General features: G+C 36.1%; 17 protein-coding genes. 11 read left to right on the top strand and 6 right to left on the bottom strand.

Going from position 1 to position 24,847, the window contains the following annotated elements:
- Window positions 1–22 precede the first annotated feature (22 nt).
- The 3 genes from BLT04_RS04215 to BLT04_RS04205 form a co-directional block, all read right to left on the bottom strand.
- Complete coding sequence (locus BLT04_RS04215) at window positions 23–1,045, bottom strand: pectinesterase family protein (RefSeq protein ID WP_089753959.1); 1,023 nt, start codon at window positions 1,043–1,045, stop codon at window positions 23–25.
- Window positions 1,046–1,127: 82 nt separating this feature from the next.
- A complete protein-coding gene (locus BLT04_RS04210) occupies window positions 1,128–2,942 on the bottom strand; it encodes a RagB/SusD family nutrient uptake outer membrane protein (RefSeq protein ID WP_089753957.1) in 1,815 nt (604 codons plus the stop codon).
- Between the two features lie 10 nt (window positions 2,943–2,952).
- Window positions 2,953–5,973, bottom strand: a complete 3,021-nt coding sequence (locus BLT04_RS04205; RefSeq protein WP_089753955.1) for a SusC/RagA family TonB-linked outer membrane protein — start codon at window positions 5,971–5,973, stop codon at window positions 2,953–2,955.
- Between the two features lie 880 nt (window positions 5,974–6,853).
- Here BLT04_RS04205 and kduI point away from each other — a divergent pair.
- The 8 genes from kduI to BLT04_RS04165 all read left to right on the top strand — a co-directional run bounded on the left by kduI (window position 6,854) and on the right by BLT04_RS04165 (window position 16,662).
- The gene (gene kduI, locus BLT04_RS04200; RefSeq protein WP_089753953.1) at window positions 6,854–7,690 is read left to right on the top strand and encodes a 5-dehydro-4-deoxy-D-glucuronate isomerase; all 837 of its coding nucleotides are present in this window, start codon (window positions 6,854–6,856) and stop codon (window positions 7,688–7,690) included.
- An 8-nt stretch (window positions 7,691–7,698) separates the two neighbouring features.
- Window positions 7,699–8,481, top strand: a complete 783-nt coding sequence (locus BLT04_RS04195) for a gluconate 5-dehydrogenase (protein ID WP_089753951.1) — start codon at window positions 7,699–7,701, stop codon at window positions 8,479–8,481.
- Between the two features lie 18 nt (window positions 8,482–8,499).
- Window positions 8,500–9,897 carry a glucuronate isomerase gene (gene uxaC / locus BLT04_RS04190; RefSeq protein ID WP_089753949.1) on the top strand — a complete coding sequence of 466 codons (1,398 nt, stop codon included), beginning with the start codon at window positions 8,500–8,502 and terminating at the stop codon, window positions 9,895–9,897.
- A gap of 165 nt (window positions 9,898–10,062) precedes the next feature.
- Entirely contained in the window at window positions 10,063–11,070 is a 1,008-nt protein-coding gene (locus BLT04_RS04185) for a sugar kinase (RefSeq protein ID WP_089753947.1), read from the top strand.
- A 130-nt stretch (window positions 11,071–11,200) separates the two neighbouring features.
- Window positions 11,201–11,866 (top strand): beta/alpha barrel domain-containing protein, encoded by a 666-nt coding sequence (locus BLT04_RS04180; RefSeq protein WP_089753944.1) that lies wholly within the window; start codon window positions 11,201–11,203, stop codon window positions 11,864–11,866.
- A gap of 15 nt (window positions 11,867–11,881) precedes the next feature.
- A complete protein-coding gene (locus BLT04_RS04175) occupies window positions 11,882–13,411 on the top strand; it encodes an MFS transporter (protein ID WP_089753943.1) in 1,530 nt (509 codons plus the stop codon).
- 168 nt (window positions 13,412–13,579) lie between these two features.
- On the top strand, window positions 13,580–15,043 hold the full coding sequence (locus BLT04_RS04170; protein WP_089753941.1) for a tagaturonate reductase: 1,464 nt from the start codon (window positions 13,580–13,582) through the stop codon (window positions 15,041–15,043).
- 5 nt (window positions 15,044–15,048) lie between these two features.
- Window positions 15,049–16,662, top strand: a complete 1,614-nt coding sequence (locus tag BLT04_RS04165; protein WP_089753939.1) for a UxaA family hydrolase — start codon at window positions 15,049–15,051, stop codon at window positions 16,660–16,662.
- 482 nt (window positions 16,663–17,144) lie between these two features.
- Here the strand turns inward: BLT04_RS04165 and BLT04_RS04160 are convergent, their stop codons facing one another.
- The 3 genes from BLT04_RS04160 to BLT04_RS04150 form a co-directional block, all read right to left on the bottom strand.
- Window positions 17,145–18,173, bottom strand: coding sequence for a LacI family DNA-binding transcriptional regulator (locus tag BLT04_RS04160; protein WP_089753937.1), 1,029 nt, complete (start codon window positions 18,171–18,173; stop codon window positions 17,145–17,147).
- Window positions 18,174–18,534: 361 nt separating this feature from the next.
- On the bottom strand, window positions 18,535–20,997 hold the full coding sequence (locus BLT04_RS04155) for an AAA family ATPase (protein WP_089753935.1): 2,463 nt from the start codon (window positions 20,995–20,997) through the stop codon (window positions 18,535–18,537).
- Window positions 20,998–21,060: 63 nt separating this feature from the next.
- The gene (locus BLT04_RS04150) at window positions 21,061–22,125 is read right to left on the bottom strand and encodes a PKD domain-containing protein (protein ID WP_089753933.1); all 1,065 of its coding nucleotides are present in this window, start codon (window positions 22,123–22,125) and stop codon (window positions 21,061–21,063) included.
- 129 nt (window positions 22,126–22,254) lie between these two features.
- Here BLT04_RS04150 and BLT04_RS04145 point away from each other — a divergent pair, with 129 nt between their 5' ends.
- The 3 genes from BLT04_RS04145 to BLT04_RS04135 are packed head-to-tail and all read left to right on the top strand — an operon-like array spanning window position 22,255 to window position 24,846.
- Entirely contained in the window at window positions 22,255–22,893 is a 639-nt protein-coding gene (locus BLT04_RS04145) for an NlpC/P60 family protein (protein WP_228421901.1), read from the top strand.
- A 5-nt stretch (window positions 22,894–22,898) separates the two neighbouring features.
- Window positions 22,899–23,834 (top strand): type VI secretion system baseplate subunit TssG, encoded by a 936-nt coding sequence (locus BLT04_RS04140; RefSeq protein ID WP_089753929.1) that lies wholly within the window; start codon window positions 22,899–22,901, stop codon window positions 23,832–23,834.
- A gap of 10 nt (window positions 23,835–23,844) precedes the next feature.
- The gene (locus BLT04_RS04135; protein WP_089753926.1) at window positions 23,845–24,846 is read left to right on the top strand and encodes a TssN family type VI secretion system protein; all 1,002 of its coding nucleotides are present in this window, start codon (window positions 23,845–23,847) and stop codon (window positions 24,844–24,846) included.
- Window position 24,847 lies beyond the last annotated feature (1 nt).

Genomic DNA, 24,847 nt, shown 5'->3' with positions numbered 1-24,847 from the left:
TGCTGATTTTTAATTTTAAAAATTATTTTAAACTTTTTTTCGGATTCCAGTTGTCTTTTCCTTTTAAAATATTGTCTGTAGTGTATTTTTTTCTTTCTTCTTTGGATAATTGATGTGACCAGGAAACTCTTTTTGAAGCATTTGCTCCTGTTCCTTTGGAATTAAATTCTGCATAGAACGTTGTTTGTTCTGCATCAGGTTTACTCCAATTATGCCAACCTTCAGGTTTTATGGTGGAATTGATTTCACAATCGATATAAACGGTTTTTGCAAAAGGTCTCCACGGTCTTCCTAAATAGACGGAATTTTCTGTAGCATTTCCGATAATTTTAGAGTTGATAAAAACAAATCCGAACTCGCTTTCCTGTGGAGTAGAGGCGGCCGTCACATAACTTGCCGTTTCTTTGGAATAAATGGTACAGTCTTCAAAAACGGCGGTTCCGGCTCCGAAAATATAATCGGTTGTGCCTTCGATGTAGCAGTTTTTAAAGTAGTTTCTTGAAGATTTTGTTTTGTCGGGTGAATCCTGAACACCTTTTAAATACAGCGTGTCCTGATTTCCCAAAAACCGGCAGTTTTCAAAAGCGATTCTGTCGCCTGAAGTTAAAACAGCAACGGCTTGTCCGACTTTTCCTGAACTGTTTTCAAATGAAATATTTTTCGCCGTAAAATCATTTGAGTGAATAAAAATCGTTGAAGAGCCTGTTGTTCCAATATCTTTTCCTTCCAAATTCTTTTTTGATGCAAAATCGTTATAGGTGATGATTGTATTTTCAGGATTTTCCCCTTCCAGCAAAATCGATCCTTTTACATCTGGAATAGTAATTTTTTCTTTGTAAAGTCCGGCTTTAATTAAAATTTTTGTTCTCGTCGAAGAACCATTTTCAACGGCATCAATGGCTTGTTGTACTGTCGTGAAGTTGCCTTTTCCGTCTTTCGAAACCACGATTGTTTTATCATTGGCTTTGAAAGAAAGAAGACTTAACAAGATGATTGAAAAGATTGAATATGATTTTAAATTTTTAATAAAAGTTGAAGTTTTCATTGAAAATTTTTTAGTTAAAATACAGACTTCTCTTTGTGGGAGGAAGCCTGTATTTCTTTGATATGAATGTGAAATTTTTTATCTAATAACCGTAATCCTGTGTAAGATTGTAATTTGATTGAATAATGTCACTGTAAATTGGCAATAATTCTCTCTTGTTAGGTTGAAAATATTGTGCAAAACCTTTCACTGGATCACTGATGTAGGTCGGCAAAACGGCAGCTCTCCATGCAATTTTTGTATAACCGGTCGGCGTTGTGGTCTGTGCCGGCATATAAAATACCTGAGACTTGTCTGTACCGGTGTAATAAATATCAATATCGTTGATATTTTGCTGCGCAGATTTTGTAGGATCGTACACTGATTTTTTGAAATAAAGGTTTAAGGGTACGTTCGCATAAGCTCCGGTTCCATTCATGAAATCAGTTAATTTCTGTCTTGTTTCCGTGATTTTGGAAGCTAATAAATTCCAACGGATCAGATCATATTTTCTGATTCCTTCAGAACCTAATTCCAGTAACCTTTCCTGAACAACATAATTGAAGAACCCAACTTTATCCGTAGGAATTGTTCCCACCTGGTCTAAATTTCCTGTGTAAGCTCTGTTTCTTACCGCTTTTACTGCGTTGATTGCTTCTGTAGAAGGCGCTCCGTGAATCTCGTTATCTGCTTCGGCAAACATTAATAAAACATCTGAAAAACGCAGCAAAGGCCAGTCAACGGCAAGATTTTGAGAAGGACCAGTGATATTCGTCCAAGATTTTCTGTATTTAGAATCTGTAAAAGAAATCGCCGTTACCAATTCTGCCTGGTTGGTATTGTTTACTTTGAAAATTCCTACGTTCATGTCTCTTCTCAGGTCATATTTTGTGAATTCGTAGAAGTAAGTTGGAAGCGCGTTGATACCGCCGCCACCTTTCCAGTTGGAATTGTCATCATGCTTTAATCCGTTGTAGTAACCGATTTTACTGTCTGTTCTTGCATTACCTCCGAAAGCCCCGACGCAGAAAATAATTTCGTTGGTAGCATCTTGAGAATTGGTGTGCAGCGCTTTGAAGACGGCTTCGTAGCTTGGATTTAAGCTATGCTCACCGGTGTGATTCATGATGTCTTTACATTCATCAAGAGCGATTTGATAGTATGTTTGAGGATTTGTTCCCTGAACCATCTGCTGAGGATTTCTTCTTAGAGAATATCCTGCTCTCGCCAATGCGATTCTGGCTCTTAAACCTTTAACAAAACCTTTGGAAATTCTTGCGTTTGGGGTGTTTCCTTCAGATCTCCAAGGAACTAAAGTAGCCGCCTGCGCAAGATCGGCAATCATTTTTTCGTAAATAACGTCTCTGTCTGTTTTTGCTAAATAAAGGTTGTCATAATCTGCAGAAGGCTTGTCCTGAAAAGGAACATCGCCCCAGTTTCTGATTAATTCATAATAAAATTGCGCTCTTAAGGTTAAAGCTTCACCAAGATAGCGGTCCATTAATTTTTTGTCGGCATCAGAACCGGATTGATACACCGGAGAAAGCGGAATGTTTTTAATGCAGAGATTCGCTCTTTCTATTCCTGAATATAATTTTAAGAAAGGTTTGTTTAATTCTGTATTGGTGGGACAAGATCCGAAAGTTGAGATTCCTCTTCTGTCGTTACAGTTATAATCTCCCGAAGTTCTGAAATCGTCGCTTGAGTGAGGATAAATTAATGCTAATCTTTGTCCGTATCCATCATCGCCTGCCAATTGGCTGTAAACCCCAACCAAAGCCGTAAATGTATCTGATACACTGTCAAATTGCTGTGCTTCTGAAACACTTGAATAGTTTTCAGGCTCCAGATAATCGCTGCATGAATTTAGGGTGGTCAGCGAAAGGATGCAGCTTAAAATAATTATTGTTTTTTTCATGTTCGTTCAATTAAAAGGTTAGATCAACACCTGTTAAAATAAATCTGCTTCTTGGATACGCAGCATAATCAACTCCCGGAGTCAAAGGATTTTTTCTGGTACTTGCCTCAGGATCATATCCTTTGTAGCCTGTAATGGTGAATAAATTGTTCACGGTAGCATACAATCTGAAATTTTTAATGCCCAGCATTTCCAAGGAGCCTTTTGGCAGCGTGTATCCGATGGTTACGTTATTCAATCGTAAGAAGGATCCGTCTTCAATCGCATAAGAATGCAGAATATAGCTTCCCTGTGGCGGCGTCCACATTGTTGTGTTGGCGTTCAAAGCAGCCAGCGCAGTAGGATCTGTCACTTTTACCCCGTTATTATCAAACCACTTCCATCTGTCTGCAACTTCTGCAGCCATGTTGTTATCTCTGTATAAATATTGAGTGGTGAACTCGATTTTATTGGCATTATAAACTTTATTTCCGACAGAGAAATTGAAGAATAAGCTCATATCCCAGTTTCTGTATCTGAACGTCTGGTTGAACCCTCCGTAGAATTTTGGCTGAGCACTTCCCAGTTCCGTCTGGTCGGCTGTTGTGATCTGTCCGTCACCATTTAAATCTCTTAATTTAAGATCTCCCGGCTGAATGGGCTTAGAACCGTTGGCAACAGCGCTGCTGCTCGGAACTCCTGTTTTTAAAGTATATGCCTGTGTTGTCGGGTTAAAATCAAAATCATTGATTTCATATCTTCCTTCTGTTACATAGCCGTAGTAAGTTCCTACCGGATTTCCGACTTTAGCAATGAAATCATACAGATTGTTTACCCATCCTGATGCGACAAGATAGTAATCATTACCTCCGGAAACGTTGGCTCCTAAGCTTTTAATAATATTTTTATTGGTAGAAATATTGAAGTCTGTTTTCCATGTGAAATTTTCTTTATTTACGATAATTCCGCCTAAAGTAAATTCCAGACCTTTATTCTGGGTTTTCCCTGAATTCTGGTACTGATATTCGTATCCTGAAGTCTGAGGGATTTTAGCTAAGATCAACAAATCTTTTGTATCGGTAATGTATCCGTCGATGCTTCCGTATAATCTTCCGTTGAAAAATCCGAAATCAAGACCTAAGTTTTTAGAAACCGTGGCTTCCCAGGTCACATTTTTGTTTGCCAAAGTGTTTCCTGTTGTTGCTCCCGGCGTTACACCGCTTCCGAATGTATATCCGTAATCGGTAGATGTTGTAAAGAATGTGTCATAAAGGTACGCCGGAATTCTGTTGTTTCCTGCAAGACCATATCCAAAACGCAGCTTTAATTCATCCAGCCATTCTTTATTTTTAAGGAAATTTTCTTCCTTAAGTTTCCATGCTACCGAAACCGCCGGGAAAGTTCCCCATCTGTTTCCAGGTCCGAAAACATTCGACGCATCTGCTCTCATGGAAGCCGTGACAATATATTTGTTGTCGTAAATGTAATTTGCTCGGGCAAAGAAAGACAATAATCTGTCCGGTGGTAAAGCCGCAGTTTTCGGGGCATCCTGAATCATTCCTGAAGGTGGAATTGCAGACTGGATATTTGAAAAAGCTTCATTCGGCATGATAGAGCTCGGAAGCCATTTTGTGTATGTGCTGGACGTTTCGCCATCCGTTTGTACTGTTTCCTCACCTAATAAGAAATCTACTTTATGATTTCCAAATTTTTTGGTATAATTTAAAGTATTGGTATTGGTGATTCTTCTTGTTTGGCTTCTTGTTAATTGTACAATCGGCTGGTTGTTGTTGGCTCTCGCGTCACTGGTTACCGTTCCCCAAAACTGATTGACGGAATTATCCTTTTGTACATAACCGATCACACTTCTGAAAGTTAAATCCTTCGTAATGTTATAGTTAATGTATCCATTTAATAATAAATCGTTGGTTCTGGCATCTTTTACCTCATTGTCATTTAAAATTAAAGGGTTTACAAGATTGGTCAGCGTTGCGTAGTTCGGGTCAAAATCATCAACCGGCACATTGCTGCCTCCTTCAAAAGGCTGATATCTCACTGCATTTCTCAGTCTGTTTGTTCCCTGAGAGCCTGTTGCAGAAGTTCCTGCTCCGGAAATCAGCTGACGGCTGTATCTTGCGTTGAAACCGACTTTTAATTTTTTAGAAATATCATAATCATATTTAAAGTTGGCCATACTTCTTCTGAACCCGGAATTCAGCATGATTCCGTCTTCTTCCACATGATTTAATGTCAATGCGAAAGCAGATTTGTCGGAACCTCCCGTTAAACTCAGATTATGGGTGAAGTTGAAGGCTTCTTTTCCAAAAAGCTCATCCTGCCAGTCTCTTTTTTTAATGTTCTGATATTTATTGGCAAGATCATTATAGTTGCCGTATCTTGTTGCAAAGGTTGTAATATCTTCAGCCACGCCATTTTTATTGTAAAGCTCGTACTGATACATTACAAATTCGTAAGGATCCAGAACAGGAAGTGTGTTCGTGATTTTTCTTACACCGGTGTAGCCGTTATAGTTAATGGTTGTTCCTACCTTTTTACGGCCGCCCCTCGTTGTGATCAAAACAACACCGTTTGCCCCTCTTGATCCGTAGATAGAAGTTGAAGCGGCATCTTTCAATACCTCGATAGATTCAATTTCTTTGGGAGAAATGATGGATAGTGCATTATCCATCTGGATTCCGTCCACAATATACAGAGGAGCGTTACTTTGTGTGATCGAAGTCCCGCCTCTTACTTTAATTTCAACTTCTGCTCCGGGAGAGCCTTCGCTTGCCATGATCTGAACCCCGGCAACTCTTCCCTGAATGGCTTCCGCGGCACTATTTACAGGCATATCCTTTACCTCGTCGGCTTTTACCGAGCCTACTGCATTGGTCACATCTTTTTTAGAAACCTTGGAATATCCTACCAAAACCACTTCATCGATTTTAGTTTCTTTTTCCTTTCTTGTTTCTTTTTCTTGGGCCATTGCAAGGACAGGAAGTAGAAAGACAGTTAAATATAACCACTTTACTGATTGTACTTTTTTATCCATTTTGTATCCTTATAGTTTTAATTGTTTTGAAAAGTTTCTCAATTCATTGTTTTTTGTGGATTTTTTTTAAGTATTTCTAATTTTAGTGGTATAATAATCTGTGAAACTTTACGCTTTAATGAGTGCAATCGATTGCGTAAATTTTCACAATATTATATTCTTGGCTTCTAAACTAATATTATTTTTCATTACGCAAAGAAAAAAATATTATTTTTTCATTAATTTGTGTGCTCAAATTGTTAAAATTCACAGAATGTGATTTTGAAAATTATGTTTAAATATTTAATAATCAATTATTTAATAAAATTTTAATTATTCATAAATAAATTCAAAAAAATAAAAATTTACAGCTGATTATCGGTCGAAAACTTAAAATTTAGTTAAAATTTGAACAATTTTGACAATCAGTTTTTCCCAAATTTTATACTCAGAAGGCAAATTTTAATAAGTTTCCTGATTTTTGTCATATTTTCAGGTTATTATTTTTAACCAAATTTCTTAGTTAATAGTATTTAAACTTAATCTATATAATATATGAATAGAATTTAGGTTATTGTTATTAAATTTGCATTCTTGTTTTTGCGGTTTTATTTGGCATGATTTTATTCCAAATTGAAAGATGAGATTAAATTTTGGTTAAATCAAATCTGCTGTTTTCTTTAAAATTTAGGTTTATTAATTCAATTTTTAATTTTTATATTATTGAAAATCAATTTACTATAAATTAAAATTAATTTTTTGTTAACTAATAAAAGAATAATTATATATTTATCCCATAAGTATTTCTATCAAATTTTAGTGTAATTTTATGCAATCGATTACGCTTTGTTTAATGGTTTTGATAAAACCGCAAAAAGAAAAAGTATAAAAATCAAGTAGTATGACACAATCAGAATTTCGTTACGCCCATCATCCTGAAGATGTAAAAAAGTACTCAACAGAAGATCTTAGGAGGGAGTTTCTAATCAATGATTTATTTAATGAAGATAAGATAAAATTAGTCTATTCTATGTACGACAGGCTGATTGTAGGAGGGATCATGCCTTCAACACAGGCCTTGAAGCTGGAACCTACAGACGATTTGAAGGCTCAGCATTTTCTTGACAGAAGAGAATTGGGAATCATCAACGTAGGCGGTGCCGGAAAAGTAACGGTAGATGGCGAAGTATATGAGCTTGCCAACAAAGAGGCTCTATATATAGGTAAAGGGGCAAAAGAAGTAGTTTTTGAGAAATCTGGTGATGCACAACCTTATTTTTATATCAACTCGGCTCCGGCGCATCACACTTATCCGACAAAAAAAATCACGAAAAACGAAGCCGAAATTGTAGAATTAGGCGAAGAAAAATACGCCAATAAGCGTACGATCAACAAGCTGATTGTAAATTCTGTTCTCGAAACCTGTCAATTACAAATGGGAATGACAGAACTTCAACCGGGAAGTGTCTGGAACACAATGCCTGCGCATACTCACACCAGAAGAATGGAAGCTTATTTCTATTTCGATTTGGAAGATGGGCAAACGGTAAGTCACTTCATGGGACAACCCAATGAGACGCGTCATATTTTTATGAAAAGCCATGATGCGGTATTATCTCCGGAATGGTCTATCCACTCAGGAGTCGGAACTTCCAATTATACTTTTATCTGGGGTATGGCCGGGGAAAATATGGACTACGGCGATATGGACGGTATCAAAACTAACGAACTAAAGTAATTTTTCTAATGAATTTATTTGATTTATCCGGCAAGGTGGCAGTCGTTACAGGCGGTACTCACGGATTAGGAATGGCAATGGCAGAAGGTCTTGCCCAGGCAGGCGCTGAACTGGCAATCACAAGCACAACTCCGTCAAAATTAGAGGAAGCTTTAAATTATTATCATTCTAAAGGATACAAAGCAACCGGTTATCTTTTTGATGTGACGGACGAGCTGGAAGCCGCTCAGAAAGTAGCGCTTATGGAAGCTACCCATGGAAAAATAGACATCCTTGTCAACAACGCAGGAATCATAAAACGTGTTCCGGCGATTGATATGGAAGTGGAAGACTTTAGAAAAGTAATCGATGTAGATCTTACAGGACCTTTTATCATGTCGAAATTAGTAGGCAAACATATGATTAAAAGAAAATCCGGAAAGATCATTAACATCTGCTCGATGATGAGTGAGCTGGGACGTGACAATGTAGTGGCGTATGCTTCTGCAAAAGGCGGCCTGAAAATGCTTACCAAAAATCTGGCGACGGAATGGGCAAAACACAATATTCAGGTGAACGGAATCGGTCCTGGATATTTTGCGACTTCTCAGACAGAACCAATCCGAGTGGATGGACATCCTTTTAACGATTTTATCATTAGCAGAACTCCGGAAGGAAGATGGGGGAACCCCGAAGATCTTGCCGGAACGGCTATTTTCCTTGCTTCGGACGCAAGCAGATTCATCAACGGACAAATTATTTACGTGGATGGAGGAATTTTGGCGACGATCGGGAAACCGGCTAATGAGTAACAACAGAATTAGATTAGAATGAAACCTTTTATTACAGATCAATTTTTATTACAAAATAAATACGCTGAAGAATTATACTTCAAGTATGCAGAAAAGCAACCGATCATTGATTATCATAATCATTTGATACCTAAAGATATCGCAGAAGATACCGTTTTCGAAAATATCTCAAAGGTTTGGATTGCAGGCGACCATTACAAATGGAGAGCGATGCGTACCTTAGGCGTGAACGAAAAATTCATCACGGGAGATGCTTCAGACAAAGAAAAATTTGAAGCCTGGGCAAAAACGGTTCCTTATACATTGAGAAATCCTCTGTATCACTGGACGCATTTAGAATTAAAAAGATATTTCGGAATCGATGAATTGTTAAACGAAAATAATGCATCAGAAATTTACGAAAACATCACCGCTCAGCTTCAGACTCCTGAAAAATCGACAAGAGGTTTATTAAAAATGATGAACGTAGAATCTCTGTGCACAACGGAAGATCCTACAGATGTATTAAATTATCATCAGGATTTGGCGAAAAGCGATTTCAGCATTAAAGTAAGCACCGCTTTCCGTCCTGATAAAGCGATTTTGATTGAAAATCACAACTTCGCAGATTATATTTCAAAACTAGGCGAATCGGCTGGAATTGAAATTAATTCTTACCAGACCTTATGTGATGCTTTAATCAAAAGAATTGAATATTTCCACGAAAACGGATGCAGATTGTGCGACCACGGATTGAATAATATTTCTTTCGAAGAATTTACAGAAGCGGAAGTAAGCACAATTTTCAATGATAAAATCTCAGGAAAAGTGATTGCTGAAAAGCAGGTAAATCAATTCAAAACAGCCATTTTATTATTTTTAGGCGAGGCTTATCACAAATTTGGATGGGTTCAGCAGTTCCACTTGGGAGCATTGAGAAATAATAACGAAAGAATGCACAGAATTCTTGGTCCGGATACGGGTTGGGATTCTATCGGTGACTTCGTTCAGGCTGAAACTTTGTCTAAATTATTAAACACTTTAGACGGAAAAGACAAATTAACAAAGACCATTTTATATAATTTAAATCCTGCCGACAACGAGATTTTTGCGACAATGATCGGAAATTTCAACGACGGCAGTATCAAAGGAAAAGTACAGTTCGGTTCAGGATGGTGGTTCCTTGATCAGAAAGACGGAATGATCAAGCAGATGAATGCCCTTTCAAACATGGGATTGATCAGCTGTTTCGTTGGAATGTTAACGGATTCCAGAAGCTTCCTTTCTTACCCTAGACACGAATATTTCAGAAGAGTATTGTGTAATCTTTTCGGTGAAGAAATGAAAAATGGTGAATTACCTGACGATATCGAGCTGATTGGCAAAACAATTTCAGATATTTGTTATCATAATGCTAAAAATTATTTTGATTTTTAAATAATTAAAAGTTGAAATTGCGAAATGCTTCGACAAGCTCAGCATGACAGCGTTGAAACTTACAGTTAGTATTAGGATTGTCACACTGAGCTTGTCGAAGTGTTTATGTCTTAATTTCAATAAAAAATATCAAATTAAAAATAGAACAAGTCTATTAAACAAAAAATGAGCAGCAAAATAGTCACTTTCGGAGAAATCATCATGCGACTTTCGCCACCCGGAAACAGAACAATGAAGCAAAGCCACGAAATGGAATTTTTTTTCGGCGGTACAGAGCTTAATGTAGCATCTTCATTGGCAACAATGGGTTGTGACGTAAGACATATCAGCAGTGTTTCTGATGATTTCGTAGGTGAATCGGCGGTTTCTTTCATTAAAAGTTTTGGAATCGATACAACTTTTATCAACAAAAATGAACATCCTTTAGGGTTGTACTTTTTGGAAGTTGGTTCATCAGTTCGTGCCAGCAGAATCGCTTACAACAGATTGAACGGTTCTTTCGCCAACATTAAACCTGAACAAATCGACTGGAAAAAAGCTCTTGAAGACTGCAAATATTTCCACTGGACAGGAATCAGCCCCGGAATTTCCGAATCGGCTTATGAAAGTTTGAAAGAAGGTTTACAAACAGCCCGTGAACTGGGAATTGAAGTGACTTCAGACCCGGCTTACCGTTCAAACCTTTGGAAATACGGCAAAAACGGAAACGAAGTTTTAAAAGAATTGGTTTCTTACTCAACGATTTTCATCGGTGGAGTGAATGAAATTAATGAAATTCTTGGAACTCAGTTTCCATCAGACCAACAAGGTTTCATTGAAGCTTGTGAAGAATTGAAAAAACAAGTTCCTTCTATTCATAAAATTTTTGACAAGATAAGAATTGGCGTTACAGCAAGTTCACAGCAGACACAGGGAAGAGCTTTGGTTGATAGAAATTATTTTGAAACCGAGCTTTTGGAAGTAAATCCTGTAGTCGACAGAATCGGAACAGGCGATGCTTTTGCAGCAGGTCTGATTTATGGTTTAATCAATTTTGATGACGAAAAAGCATTGAAATTTGCCAATGCAGCCTGCGCCATAAAACATACGGTTCCTGGAGATATCAATTACTGCAGTGCAGAAGATATTCTGGAAGTGATGAACGGAGATTCGGGCGGAAGAATAAAAAGATAAAAATTCTAATTATCTGAATTCCTGAGGGAGTCCCGAAGGGACGACTTAAAACAGAATAGGATGCAATCCTATTAAAGATTAAAAAAAAACAATTTTATTTTTTGAAAATAATTTCAATAAAAAAATTAAAATGACAAAAATTCAATCAGTTACAAATACCATCATCAAACAAGGCGTTTTGCCTCTATATTATAATGCTGATGAAACGGTAACGTTAGAAATATTGAGATCACTTTACAAAGCAGGAATCCGTGCTGTAGAATATACTAGCCGCGGTGAAGCAGCGTTAAGTAATTTCACAAAGATGGTAGAAATCCGTAATGCCGAAATGCCGGAAATGCTTTTGGGAATCGGAACCATAAAGAATATACAGCAAGCTGAAGAATATTACAAAGTAGGCGCCGATTTCTTTATCAGTCCGGGTTTTGTGCCGGAAGTTGCAGAATTTTTAATTCCAAAAGACCTATTGTACAGTCCGGGTTGTATGACTCCGACAGAAATTATTGAAGCTGAAAATTCAGGAGTAACTTTCGTTAAATTATTTCCCGGAAACGCTTTAGGAACGGGATTTATGAGTGCCATTAAAGATGTTTTCCCGAATCTGAAATTTATGCCTACGGGTGGTGTTGATACGACTAAAGAAAGCATTGAAAGCTGGTTTAAAGCCGGTGTTGCTGCCGTGGGAATGGGAAGCAAATTGGTAAGCAAAGAATTGATGCTTGCTAAAGATTATGCAACGATTGAAAATGAAACAAAAAAAGTGCTGGAGATTATTCAGACTTTAAATAATAACTAAATTCTGAATATTAATATGAGTTCAGTTAAGTCTCTTAAACCAAGTAAATTCAGATGGACGATATGCTTCTTGCTGTTCATTGCCACGACCATTAATTATTTGGATCGTCAGGTATTGTCATTAACATGGAAAGACTTTATCGCTCCGGAATTTCACTGGAATAATAATGACTATGGAAATATCACAGCATTATTCTCTATATTTTATGCAGTAGGAATGCTTTTCGCCGGAAAATTCGTGGATTGGCTGGATACTAAAAAAGGTTTCCTTTGGGCAATCGGAATCTGGTCTGTTGGGGCGGTATTACACGCTTTCTGCGGAATCGGAACTTCAGGAATCCTTACAGGAAAATGGTTTGTAGGTTTTCATGAAGCTAAGCAAATCATAGGAACCGTGGGAAGTGCTTCTGCTATTATTAGTACGAGTGTAACATTGTTTATTTTTGCACGTTTCGTATTGGCTATTGGTGAAGCAGGAAATTTCCCTGCGGCGATCAAAACTACAGCGGAATATTTCCCTAAAAAAGACAGAGCATTTTCTACAAGTATCTGGAATGCAGGAGCAACGGTTGGCGCTTTGGCAGCGCCAATTACGATTCCTTTCATTGCAAAATCAATGGGTTGGGAATGGGCGTTTATCATTATTGGGGCTTTAGGATTTTTATGGATGGGGCTTTGGGTATTTTATTACAAAAAACCGCATTTACATCATAGAGTTAACGAGCATGAATTAACCTATATTAATCAGGATCAAGACGATCTTCCCAATGAAGATACTTCTGTTCCGGAAAAGGTATTTACTTTCAGAGAATGTTTCAGCTACAGACAGACCTGGGCTTTTGCCTTTGGAAAGTTCATGACAGACGGCGTTTGGTGGTTCTTTTTATTCTGGACACCGGCTTATTTAAGTTCGGTTTACAAAATGGATTCCACACAAAGTGCATTGCCATTATTTGTACTTTATATGATCACTTTATTGTCGATCATCGGAGGCTGGCTTCCAAAATATTTTGTTGAAAAAAGAGGAATGAACGCTTACTCAGGAAGAATGAAAGCAATGTTGATTTTCGCATTTTTCCCTTTGCTAGCACTTTTAGCACAACCTTTGGGCACCATTACGTATTGGCTTCCGGTTTTGATTATCGGAATTGCTGGAGCAGCACATCAGGCCTGGTCGGCTAATATTTTCTCGACCGTCGGTGATATGTTTCCTAAAAAAGCCATTGCAACCATCACGGGAATTGGAGGAATGGCGGGCGGTATCGGTTCTTTTTTAATCAATAAATCATCTGGTTTACTATTTGACCATGCTCATAAAGCCTGGACGACAATTGATGGAGTTCCATTGTTGGAAAAATATCCCCAATACATCAACGATCGTTTACCGGAAGGGTTTTTTGAACAATTGGAAAAGTCAGGAGCCGTAATTTCAGACGGAATCGACAAAGGGTACATGATTATTTTTTCAATCTGTGCAGTGGCTTACCTTATTGCATGGGTAGTGATGAAATCGTTAGTTCCAAAATATAAAGTGATAAGTAAATAAATTAACCTTAATGGTTTAATAGATAAAGAAGCAAGTGTTGTAGTGCCCTTAGCTGAGTGAAATCGAAGATTCGACGTCGTCAAATGCCTTTGCGAACGAAAAATAAACGGCATTTCAAGCAAAAAATCTTTGCGGACTTTGCGTTAAAAATAAATCATCAATAGAAAGATGGAAAATCAGACAAAACAAAAATTAAATCGTGAATTAACAGGTTCTCAGGAAAAACTTCCCATTAAAATTGTACAGTTTGGAGGCGGAAATTTCATGAGAGGATTCACAGATTACGTAATTGATAAATTAAATAAAGAAGCAGGATTTAATGGAGGAATCGTAAACGTTCAGCCTACAGCAGGTGGTTCGGTTCATAAGCTGGAAGAGCAGGATAATTTATACACGCTTTTCTCAAGAGGAATTAAAAAAGGCGAGATCATTGATACAAAACAGGTGATTTCCGCGATCCAAAAGTCAATCAATCCTTATACAAATTACAATGAATTCTTAGCGTTGGCGAAAGAAGAAGAATTAGAATTTGTCTTCTCAAACACAACAGAAACAGGAATTGCTTACGACGAATCAGAAAATGATTATGCTGGTCCGCACAAGAATTTCCCTGCGAAACTGACGGTTTTATTACACGAAAGATTCAAACATTTCAATGGAGCGGAAGATAAAGGGTTGAGAATTATTCCTTGTGAATTAATTGAAGACAATGCTTTGGCTTTAAAAGAAATTATCCTAAAATATGCCCAACTTTGGAATTTAGAAGCTAACTTTGTGCAATGGATTGAACAAAATAACTATTTCCATAATACACTGGTAGACAGAATCGTTCCGGGTTACCCAAAAGATGATGCGGCAACGTACGAAGACCAGTTGGATTATGAGGATCAGATGATGGTCGTTTCGGAAATATTTTTACTTTTTGTGATTCAGAATGCTGCAAATTTAAAAGAAAGAATTCCTTTCGATAAAATTGACGAGCAGATTTTGGTCGTGGATGATATTCAGCCGTACCGTTTAAGAAAAGTGAGAATTTTGAATGGTGGTCACACATTGATGTTGGCTCCGGCGATTTTATCAGGAAAAGAAACGGTAAAAGAATCTATCGATAATCAATTTTTAGGTAAATTTTTAAATGAAACGATTTTTAATGAAGTAAATCCTACATTAGGTTTAGATGAAAATGAACTGAAAGATTTTGCTGAAGAAGTTTTCGACAGATTCAGAAATCCTTTTATCAAGCATTATCAGGCAAGTATCGCTTTATATTTTGTTTCTAAATTTAAAGTGAGAATTCTTCCGAGTCTGTTAAAATATGTTGAAATTAACCATAAATTACCGCTTAATTTAACCTTCTCATTGGCAAGTTTAATCAGATTCTATCAAGGGAATTTTGGTGAAAAATCTCTTCCAATAAATGATGAAGAAGCAATAGTAAACAGATTCAAAGAAATCTGGGCAAACGAAGATTATGAAAAAGTCGCAGAATTGGCGTTAAGCGAAACCACTTTCTGGGATACAGACCTTACAAAGGTTAACGGTTTGAAATCTGCAGTAGCAAAAGCATTGTGGGAAATTGATCACAACGATATCGAAACTGCATATCATAACTTTATACAATTTTATTCTTAAAAATTATGCAAAAGAAAGTACTGAAAGTAAATCCCAAAGATAATGTAGCAGTGGCATTGGTTGATCTGACGCAGGGGGAAACTGTTACTTTAGGCGATCTTACGTATGACATTATAAAAGACACGAAGGCGAAACACAAATTCGTGACAGAAGATCTAGCGATTGGAGACGAGATCATTATGTACGGTGTTTTGGTGGGAAAAGCGAGTCAGCCGATCCAAAAAGGAGAGGTTATCACGACTGAAAATGTTAAGCATCAAAGCGCAAAAGTAGAAGGCAAAACAGAAACAACGGCTTGGACTGCTCCGAATGTTGATAAATGGAAGGATAAAACTTTCATGGGATATCACAGAGAAGACGGGCAGGTCGGAACAGAAAATGTTTGGTTGTTTTTCCCTTTGGTTTTTTGTGAAAATAGAAATGTTGAGATTTTAAAAGATGTTTTTGAAAAAGAATTATTGTTCGAAAAAGCAACAAAGCATCAATTATTATTAAGATCATTGATCAATAATTCTGAGGTAGAAACTGTTGTTGAAGAAGACCAGGATTCAAGAGTTTTTAAAAATATTGAAGTTAAATTCATCACGCACCAGGGCGGCTGTGGCGGAATTCGTCAGGATGCGGAAGCGTTGGGAAGGTTATTGGCAGGTTATGTGAATAATCCGAATGTAGCCGGAGCAACGGTTTTGAGCTTGGGTTGTCAGAATTTACAGGTTCAGATTTTTACAGATGCATTGCAAAAAATAAGTCCGAATAATAAAAAGCCGATCATCGTTTACGAACAGCAAAAATCAGGAACGGTTGATGAAATGCTGAACGGAATCATCAAAGATTCTTACGAAGCCATTAAAAAAGCTAACGAAATCGAAAGAAAACCGGCACCCATTTCAAAACTTGTTTTAGGATTGGAATGTGGTGGCTCAGATGGTTTCTCAGGAATTTCTGCCAATCCGGTTTTAGGACAATTATCAGATTTAATGGCAGGAATCGGAGGTGCAACCATCCTTTCAGAATTCCCGGAATTATGTGGAGTAGAGCAGGAATTGGTGAACCGTTGCGTGAATGAAGATGATGCCGAAAGATTTTTACAGTTAATGAAGGATTTTGAAGAATCCGTCGTTGCTGCAGGCTCAGGTTTTGATATGAATCCATCGCCGGGGAATATTAAAGACGGATTAATAACCGATGCCATGAAATCTGCCGGAGCCGCTAAAAAAGGTGGTTCATCACCGATAAATGACGTTCTTGATTTCACGGAATACATCAAAGAACCGGGCTTAAACTTGTTATGTACTCCCGGAAATGATGTGGAATGTACAACTGCTTTGGTTGGTTCAGGCTCAAATGTGGTTTTATTCACAACAGGTTTGGGTACACCAACGGGAAATCCGGTTGTTCCGGTAGTGAAAATTTCGTCAAACACTTCTTTGTCACAAAGAATGCCTGACATCATCGATTTCAACACAGGTGATGTGATTACAGGCGAAAAAACAATCGACGAAAAGGCAGAAGAGCTTTTAGAATTTATCATCGAAGTCGCAAGCGGAGAGATAAAAACAAAAGCCGCAATTTTGAATCAAAACGATTTTATTCCCTGGAGACGCGGAGTAAGCTTATAATTGTTTTAATTATATAATATTAGGGTTGAAAATGCTTTCTACATTTGTGGGAGGCATTTTCTTTTGGTTAAATTAAGGTTGATTTTAACCACAAATACACAAATGTTTTTCACGAATAAACACAAAGCTTGTATCAATAGGAACGGGCTTTAGCCCGTTTAATAAATATAGAATCCAGATTGGCTTTAGCCAAAACAATAATAAAGTTTAGATTCTTCCTTTGTCAGAATGACAGACTATACGTTGAGTTGTCAATTGACATAGGAAACGAATGCGTTAATAGAATAAGCTATGCGAACGTTAAGAAAATTCTACTGTTTGAAGCGCGACACAAATTTAGAATCGAAGGATAAATCTTGAATTCGCGCAAGTTTTAGAATTTTTAGAGAGTATAGATTATTTTTAGCTTTTCGTTTCCAAGTCTTGAATTTTTGTTTCTTTTGTTTCAAGACAAAAGAAATTTATATCAAAATCAAAAAAACCTACTTCCTTTTCGAAGACTTCCTAATATAAAGCTGCGGCGTCAACACCACTTTTTTCTCAATAGACATCCCGGAACCATTTTCTTTTATGTTTTCCAAAAATACCTGTCCGGCCATTTTCCCCATAATAACAGGCGTTTGATCTACAGAGCTCATCGGAAGCTCCATAAATTGGGTGAAAGGTTCATTAGAAAACCCGATAACAGCGACTTCCTGAGGAATTTTGATCTTGCGTTTTTTCAATTCCTGACAGGCACCCAACGCTGCAAAATCACTCGATGAAAATATCGCGTCCGGAATTGATTTGCTGTTCCACAGTTTTTTGATGGCATCAATTCCTGCATCGATCGAGCTTCCTGTAAAAATAATATTGTCTTCTTTTACCTGGAAATTATTGTCGAGCAGGGCCTGTTTGTAGCCGTTAAGACGATTTTGATAAATCTCAAGATTCAGATCTCCGGCAAAATGACAAATATTTTTATAACCTTCCTGAATGAGATGTTCAGTAGCCATATAACCGCCTCGATAGTCATCAATGGTTATGGTACTGATTCCTGCAATGTCTTTTTTTCTGTCAAAAAAGATGATTGGGGTGTTGGTTGTATCCAGAATACTTTGGATATGCTCGGTATCAATTGTTGTTCTCGAAACTGACATGAAAATCCCGTCAACCTGAGCATTCAGCAACGTGTTTAGATGCCTTTTTTCAATAATAACATCTTCATGGCTCTGGCAGATAATAACGTGATAACCGTGTGGAGAAAGTTCTTCTTCAATTCCCCGGATAACAGAGGAGAAAAAATTTGTATTCACAAAAGGAACAATAATTCCCACGTTTTTTGTTTCACCGCTTTTGAGGGCTTTGGCAAGATTATTCTGCTTATAATTCATTTCCTTGGCGGTTTTCTTCACCAATTCTTTCGTTGCCTGGCTTATCCTCGGATGGTCGTTGAGCGCTCTGGAAACAGTAGCCACACTTACATTAAGTTTCTTTGAAATATCATATATCGTGGCACTTTTTTTATTCATAAAAGGTTTCTTTTCTTGCTGTTTTTATAACCAAAAAATTAAGGTTAATTATTGACGTAAATTTAATTAAATTATGTCTATTAATAGGAAATAATGTGTATTTTATACTTAAAAATAAAATAAATCATTTATTTCAATTAGCCCGGAAGAAAAATATTAAAATGAATTTTGCAGGAATAGCAGATTCGTTTAATTATACAATTTTTAAAGAACAGAATTCGTTTTTTACCGATAAAAGGAAATTTTAGATTCTACTGATAAACCATTGAGCTTTTATTAAGTAAGTTTAATTAAGAAAGTCAAATTTATTTTTAAGCATTCTTAAAGTAAAGCAAAACTTAAATATTTTTAGCTACTTCATTTAACTCATTTTCCTCCAGATTAAATTATTATTTTCCACAGAAACTTCAATTATATCGCCTTCTTTATACTCTCCTGAGATGATTTTTTTTGCTAAAGGCCTTCTCAATCGTGTTCTGATAACTGCTTTTAAAGGTCTTGCACCATATTTTATGCCGTATCCTTCTATAGATAAAAGTTCTTTGACTTCCTGAGTGATGTTTAATTGTATATGTAAATTTTTAACAAGATCTAAAAGCTCTTTTTTCAGATGAATTTCAAAAATTTTCAGGGCATTATCTTTACTGATCGGGGCAAAAGGGATTGTTTCTGTTAATCTTCCTAAGAATTCGGGGCGGAAAAAACGGCTCATTATTTCCATTAGCTTGGAAGACGGAGGAATTTCCCTTTTTGCGAAAGATTCCACGATAAATTCCGAACCAATATTTGATGTAAATAATATAATAGCATTTGAAAAATCACCCTCTTTACCAAGCCGGTCATGTAGTTTGCCTTCATCCATAATTTGTAAAAAGACATCAAAAACAGAAGCGTGTGCTTTTTCAATTTCATCAAAAAGAACAATAGAATATGGTTTTTGCCTAATTTTGTTAACCAGAAGTCCGCCCTCTTCATAACCCACATATCCCGGAGGCGCGCCATAAAGCAACGCGGCAGAATGTTCTTCTTTAAACTCAGACATATCAAAACGAATAATGGCATTTTCATCCTGAAATAAAAATTCTGCCAACGACTTTGCGAGTTCTGTTTTACCGGTTCCGGTAGGTCCCAGAAAGAAAAATGAACCGATTGGCTGTCCTGCTTTGTTTAATCCGGAACGGGTTTCCAGGATGGCTTCCGAAACAATGGAAATTGCGTGATCTTGTCCGACAACACGTTTTGCCAGCACATTTTCCATGTCGTTAAGCCGTTGTTTTTCTTCTTCTTTTAATTTTCCGATCGGAATATTGGTTTTTTGAGAAATTATTAATCCTAAATCTAATTCTGTAATATGTGTCCTTTTTTGTTGGGCAATTTGGTGAATTTTTTCAATTAAATTCCGCGAATACTTTAAAATTTCATCAGCATTTTCAAAGTATAAAATATCATTTTCATTCTCATTTTCTGTAGTGCTGATCAGGTATTTTGTTTTTTCGGTTAAATCTTTCAAAAACCACCCGGAATATGTTTTCCGGTCTTTTTCCGAAAGATTCTGATGGTTGCTTTCAAGGTCAATAATTTTATTAAGAAGATGATTTTGTTCTTTTAAAAAGGATTCGCCTGCGGTTCTTAAAACAGACATTGTATGGTCGATCAGATCAATAGCAGAAGCGGGAAGGCTTTTTTCCTTCATATATCTTTTTGAAAGGCGAATAGCTTCCTTCATCGTCTCATCATCAATTTGTATGTTATGGTGATTTTGATAATCTCCAAGTGTTTGCTTCAGCATTCTGAGATGAGTTTCGTCTTCGGTTTCTTCAAGTTTTAACAGCTCAAACATACCTGCAAGGCCTTGCTCTTTTTCGATTTTCTTAGTGTATTCTTCAATTGTTGTTGTTGCAATAATGGTTAAGCCATTGGAAATTTCACTTTTTAAAAGATTAACAATCCCTGAATCTGAGCCATTATTTCCTAAGAGAGAATGAAATTCTTCAATAATTAAAACAGATTTTGAGATTGTTTTTAACTCAGATGATATATTTTTAATTCTATCTTCAATTTCACCTTTATAGGAAGCACCCGAAATAAGATTTCCTATTTCCAGCTCAAAAATCTGTAATCCGGAAAGAACGTCAGGAAGTTGGTTTAATATGTTTTTTTGAGTAAATCCTTCGATCAGTGATGTTTTACCAATGCCGTGATCACCAATTATTAATACGTTTTGTTTGCTGAATCGGCATAGAATTTCTGTGATTTTATTAAGCTCTGTATCCCGCCCGACAAGAAGTTCTTTTTTATTTTTCTTTTTTACCAGTTCATTTTTATTGAGACAGTATTTTTGAATGAAATTTTTACTTTGTTTTATGTTTAATTGATTTAAATTTTTTTCATTTCTTTCATCTATATTATTATCACTCAATAATTCACTTCTGGAAATAGGAAACGTTTTCATTTGATCAAAGCTAAAAGCTACGCCCGGCGAGCTAATTGCAACGATAATAGTAAATAATGAAATTTCATCTTGACCTAAAATTTTCCTTACGGAATCGGCTTCAGCAAAGATTTCGTCAATAATTTCGTGAGGCTCACAAGAAAGCTGATTAGGAGATTTCGGGCATTCCTCAATCCTTACTTCTGCCCACTCTTCCAAATAAAATACATCTGCACCCAGTGTTTCCAGATGTTTTAAAAGGCTGAGATCTCTTGTAAGCATAGCTTTCAGCAAATGCGCTCCGGTAAAATATTTATTAAGGTTTTCTTTTCCTATTTTTTGAGCAATATTCAATGCTTTATTTACTTCCTGGCTGTAAGTTATCTCATTCATAATTGTGTTTTAAATTTTATCCCTAGTTATTCATAAGAATGTTTATTAATCAATATTTCTACATTATTCTTTTACCCATACCATTAATTTTTTAACCTTGTATTGAATAGTAATATTCTGAATGCAATTTTTGGAATTCTTAGTAAACCTTAATGCTGATATTTTGATTTTTTTGCCCGTAATATTTTGACAGAACTGATCGAAAGGCAATAATTTTTTATCGTTAATTATGACGGGAATTTCAAAATTCCCACACAGATAATCTTTAAAATCATCTTTTGTTTTTAACTGTGCTGAAACTTGATTGAGAAGTAACTGGAGCTGTTCATTTGAAATTTCCGGTGCTTTTTTCTCGGAAATTATTGAGTCTTTTTCTGATTTTGATCTCGGCGAAACAGGAATATATTGCAGCATATCAACCAGCGGATCTTTCTGCGCCGCGCCGCGGGGTAACGAAAAAGCTACTGCGGATTTTTCAAATTCATACGATCTGATGTCTATTTTTTGCTTTGCTTTAATGGTTTTCGGGGCTACATAAATTGTTTTTACAGCGGTATGCTCAATATCGCCATTGACAATTAATGTAATTTTTTTCTCGCCCACAGATTTGAATGTATAACTGGGGTTTTTACCCAAGGCATCAGTATTTGAAGTCTCTCCAAAACTCCATTCCCAAGATTCCCCGCCATCTTTTTCTGCTCCAAACCGGATGCTTTCTCCGACAGCGACAACATTGGGTGAGAGAATTACAGGTAAATATCCGGTTTCCTGGCTAATGCTTGTAATGGTAAGCATTTTTTCGTGGACACAATTGTTATTAATTTTTAACCTTACCAGATAATTTCCGGGCTTACTGTATTTATGAAAAGTGACCTGTCTTTTATCCACCGCTGTACTGTCACCAAAATCCCATTCCCAGCTTTTGGCACCTTCGGTATTGTCCTGAAATTCTACAACACTATTAATTATATATTCATCTGCATGAACGAAAAAGCGGGCATCATCACAATCCACATGTCTTGTAAATTGATATAAAAGCAACAGGAAGCTTACCAGCAAAAGACCTCCAAAGCATATATAGATTCTATAATCTACATTCGGGAAAAATGTCCGATTATTTTTTTTCATCAGTGAATTTGCGTTTTATGAAGCAAATATATCCAGTATTTTTTTACTGGCAAAAATATTATTCAACAAATTGTAAAATATTTAATGATGGAATGCTAAAATTTATATATTTGCATAAACACAAGTGATATGATGAATATTAATAGATATTTTTATTTATTTATTGTTTATTTCGTATTTTATTCATGCGAAAGTAAAAAATATATTAAAGAAATTCCATATAATTATTCTTCTGATGAATATTTTAAAGAAAAATATCAGCAGAAAGAACCTGATGCTTCTCGATATTCTAATGTAGAAGACAATTCGGAAGGTTTAAATGATGATACTTTAAGGGTAAAAGAAAAATATTCTATTATTTTGGGCGCGATGCCTAAAGATATCAGAAACTATAAATTATACGCTTATCTGGATGAATGGCTTGAAACTCCTTATAAAGAAAATATGCTTGAAAAAGGGGTTGGTGTCGAAACTTCTTATTTTGTCCAGGCGCTGTACAGCGATGTTTACGGAGTCACTTTTTCGAAAACTCCTGATGGTATTTTCAGATCAAAAAATATCCAGCTTTTTACAGGAAGAACGTTTTTGCAAGAAGGTGATATTTTGTTTTTCAGATATGATAAAATGCATCCTATTTCAGATGTCGGGATCTATCTTCATCATGACAGAATCGTTGCCTGTACTTCAAAAGGCCTGAATATTTATGACTTTAATGATGAGTATTTTCAATTAAGATATGTCGCAGCAGGACGCTTAAAGCAAAAATAGCAATCATGAAAAATTTAGACTCTATCACAAAGCAGATCAATGCTTTAAAGCATGATATAAGAGCTGAAGTAATTATTAACGATCTGATTAATAATAATGAAGTTGATGAAAATCAATATATTATTCAAAATGAAGGTCAATTTTCCCGTGCCTATCGTTTCGATGTTCTACACTCTGAAATTGTTGATTTTGATTATGACAGCAAAAAAATTCTGCAACTGAATATATCAAGAGACAGCATTTATGATATGCTTCCTGAGAATATTTCGCATCATACCGGTAATGATGTTCCCAATAAGGACGTTGATGTGATGATAAGAGAATATCAAACGCAGAAAAAACAACAAAAAGAGGCAAGAAATTTTTTTCAACCCTTTGAAAATGAAATGTTCAGCTATGGCGTAAGCATTGAAAATTTAGAGAATAACTTTTTGTTTGAATTGAACAGTTATCTCGCTCCAGAAATGTTTTATGATTTTTGGGGCATTGATAAAGGTTTTCCTGTTTTGTTGATTTCAAAATTCATCAGATTATTGCCTTTTGCTTATAAAATTGTAGGAAATATTGAGCAAACGTGCCATATTCTTTCTGTTTTAATAGAAGAAGAAGTAAAAGTTACGTATCGGGGACATCAAAAATATACCGATGAAAATCAAAGTTTTGAATTAGGTGAAAACAGGCTTGGCCTGGATACGATTGCCGGAACAAGCTATGATGATTATTCAAATCACCTGGATATCACGATAGGACCTTTGAAAAACTCTTCTTTTACCAATTATATTCATGAGGGGAACAGGATAAAATTTGTCCGGATGTTTTATGAGCATTTTTTTCCTATTGAAGTAGAAATAAATACGATAATTCTTCTCCCTAAAGATCAGCAGAATTTTAATTTTACCAGTTCGGAATGCCCTGTTTTAGGATATAATACCAGAATTTAAAACAAATGATATGAGACAAATAAATATCAAAAAATATTTCATACACCTTCTTGATCCCAAACTGTTGGTGATGGTTTTCATCGTTTTGGCACTTTGCGTGATCCTGACAATGCTGTTCAGTCAAAAAGCGCCCGGCTTTAAGCAATATAAAGGTAAATTTTACACATATGTATTCGCTTTTGCCTTTATTTATGTAGTGATTGCCTTACTTGGGTACAATAAATTATTCTCTGATGAAAAATTGTATGAATTCGTTTTTTATCAAATGAGTTCTTTGGTTTTAGGAATAATTCATTGCAGTTTTTACAGAAGTATTTTCAGAAAATTTGAGACAGATAAGATAGGTGCAGAATATCTTTTTGCTTTATTATCAGTATTTTATGCTGTAATTCCGTTTTCCCTGATCTATACTTTTTTAAACGGGGCAGATTTCATTTTCCTGATATTGGGGCATTTCATTGTTTTCTTTATTCCGACATTTCTTAACGATACTTTTAACCGGGCGATTACGATTCCTCCCAAAATTTATAAAACCTGGCAATTTCCTCAAAATTATCGTCAACTGGCTGGTTTGGATGATGCAGAAATGAGGGATCTGGTTGTCTTTACTTTTTTAATAGACAAGGATACAGAAGCTAGAAAATACAGTGTTTACAGGGCAAAAGGACCTACTCGAATAGATTTTGGGAAGCTTTTTTACAGTTTTGTGATGGATTATAATGAAAGGCATACTGAAAACCAGATACAGACGGAAGACGAAAACGGCTTGTTCAGCTGGGTGTTTTTTTTACAGCCAAAATGGTATGAAGCTACAAAATACGTAGATCCGGAACTGACTCTTTATATGAACGGAATTGAAGAAAACAGCGTGATCTTCTGTATGCGGACAGATCAGGTGATCCTGAAAACCCACAATGTCTTACCTGCAGATTACGAATTTACAAGAGAAGATGAAAGAAAAAGGTTGGGTAAAAATGAGGAAGAAGTAGGAGTTATCAACCAAAATCAGTAGA

The organism is Chryseobacterium soldanellicola, from assembly GCF_900100115.1.
GTDB classification, from domain to species: domain Bacteria; phylum Bacteroidota; class Bacteroidia; order Flavobacteriales; family Weeksellaceae; genus Chryseobacterium; species Chryseobacterium soldanellicola.
Note: the sequence above shows the minus strand (reverse complement) of the source record. Positions and strands in the feature narration are given on the sequence as shown.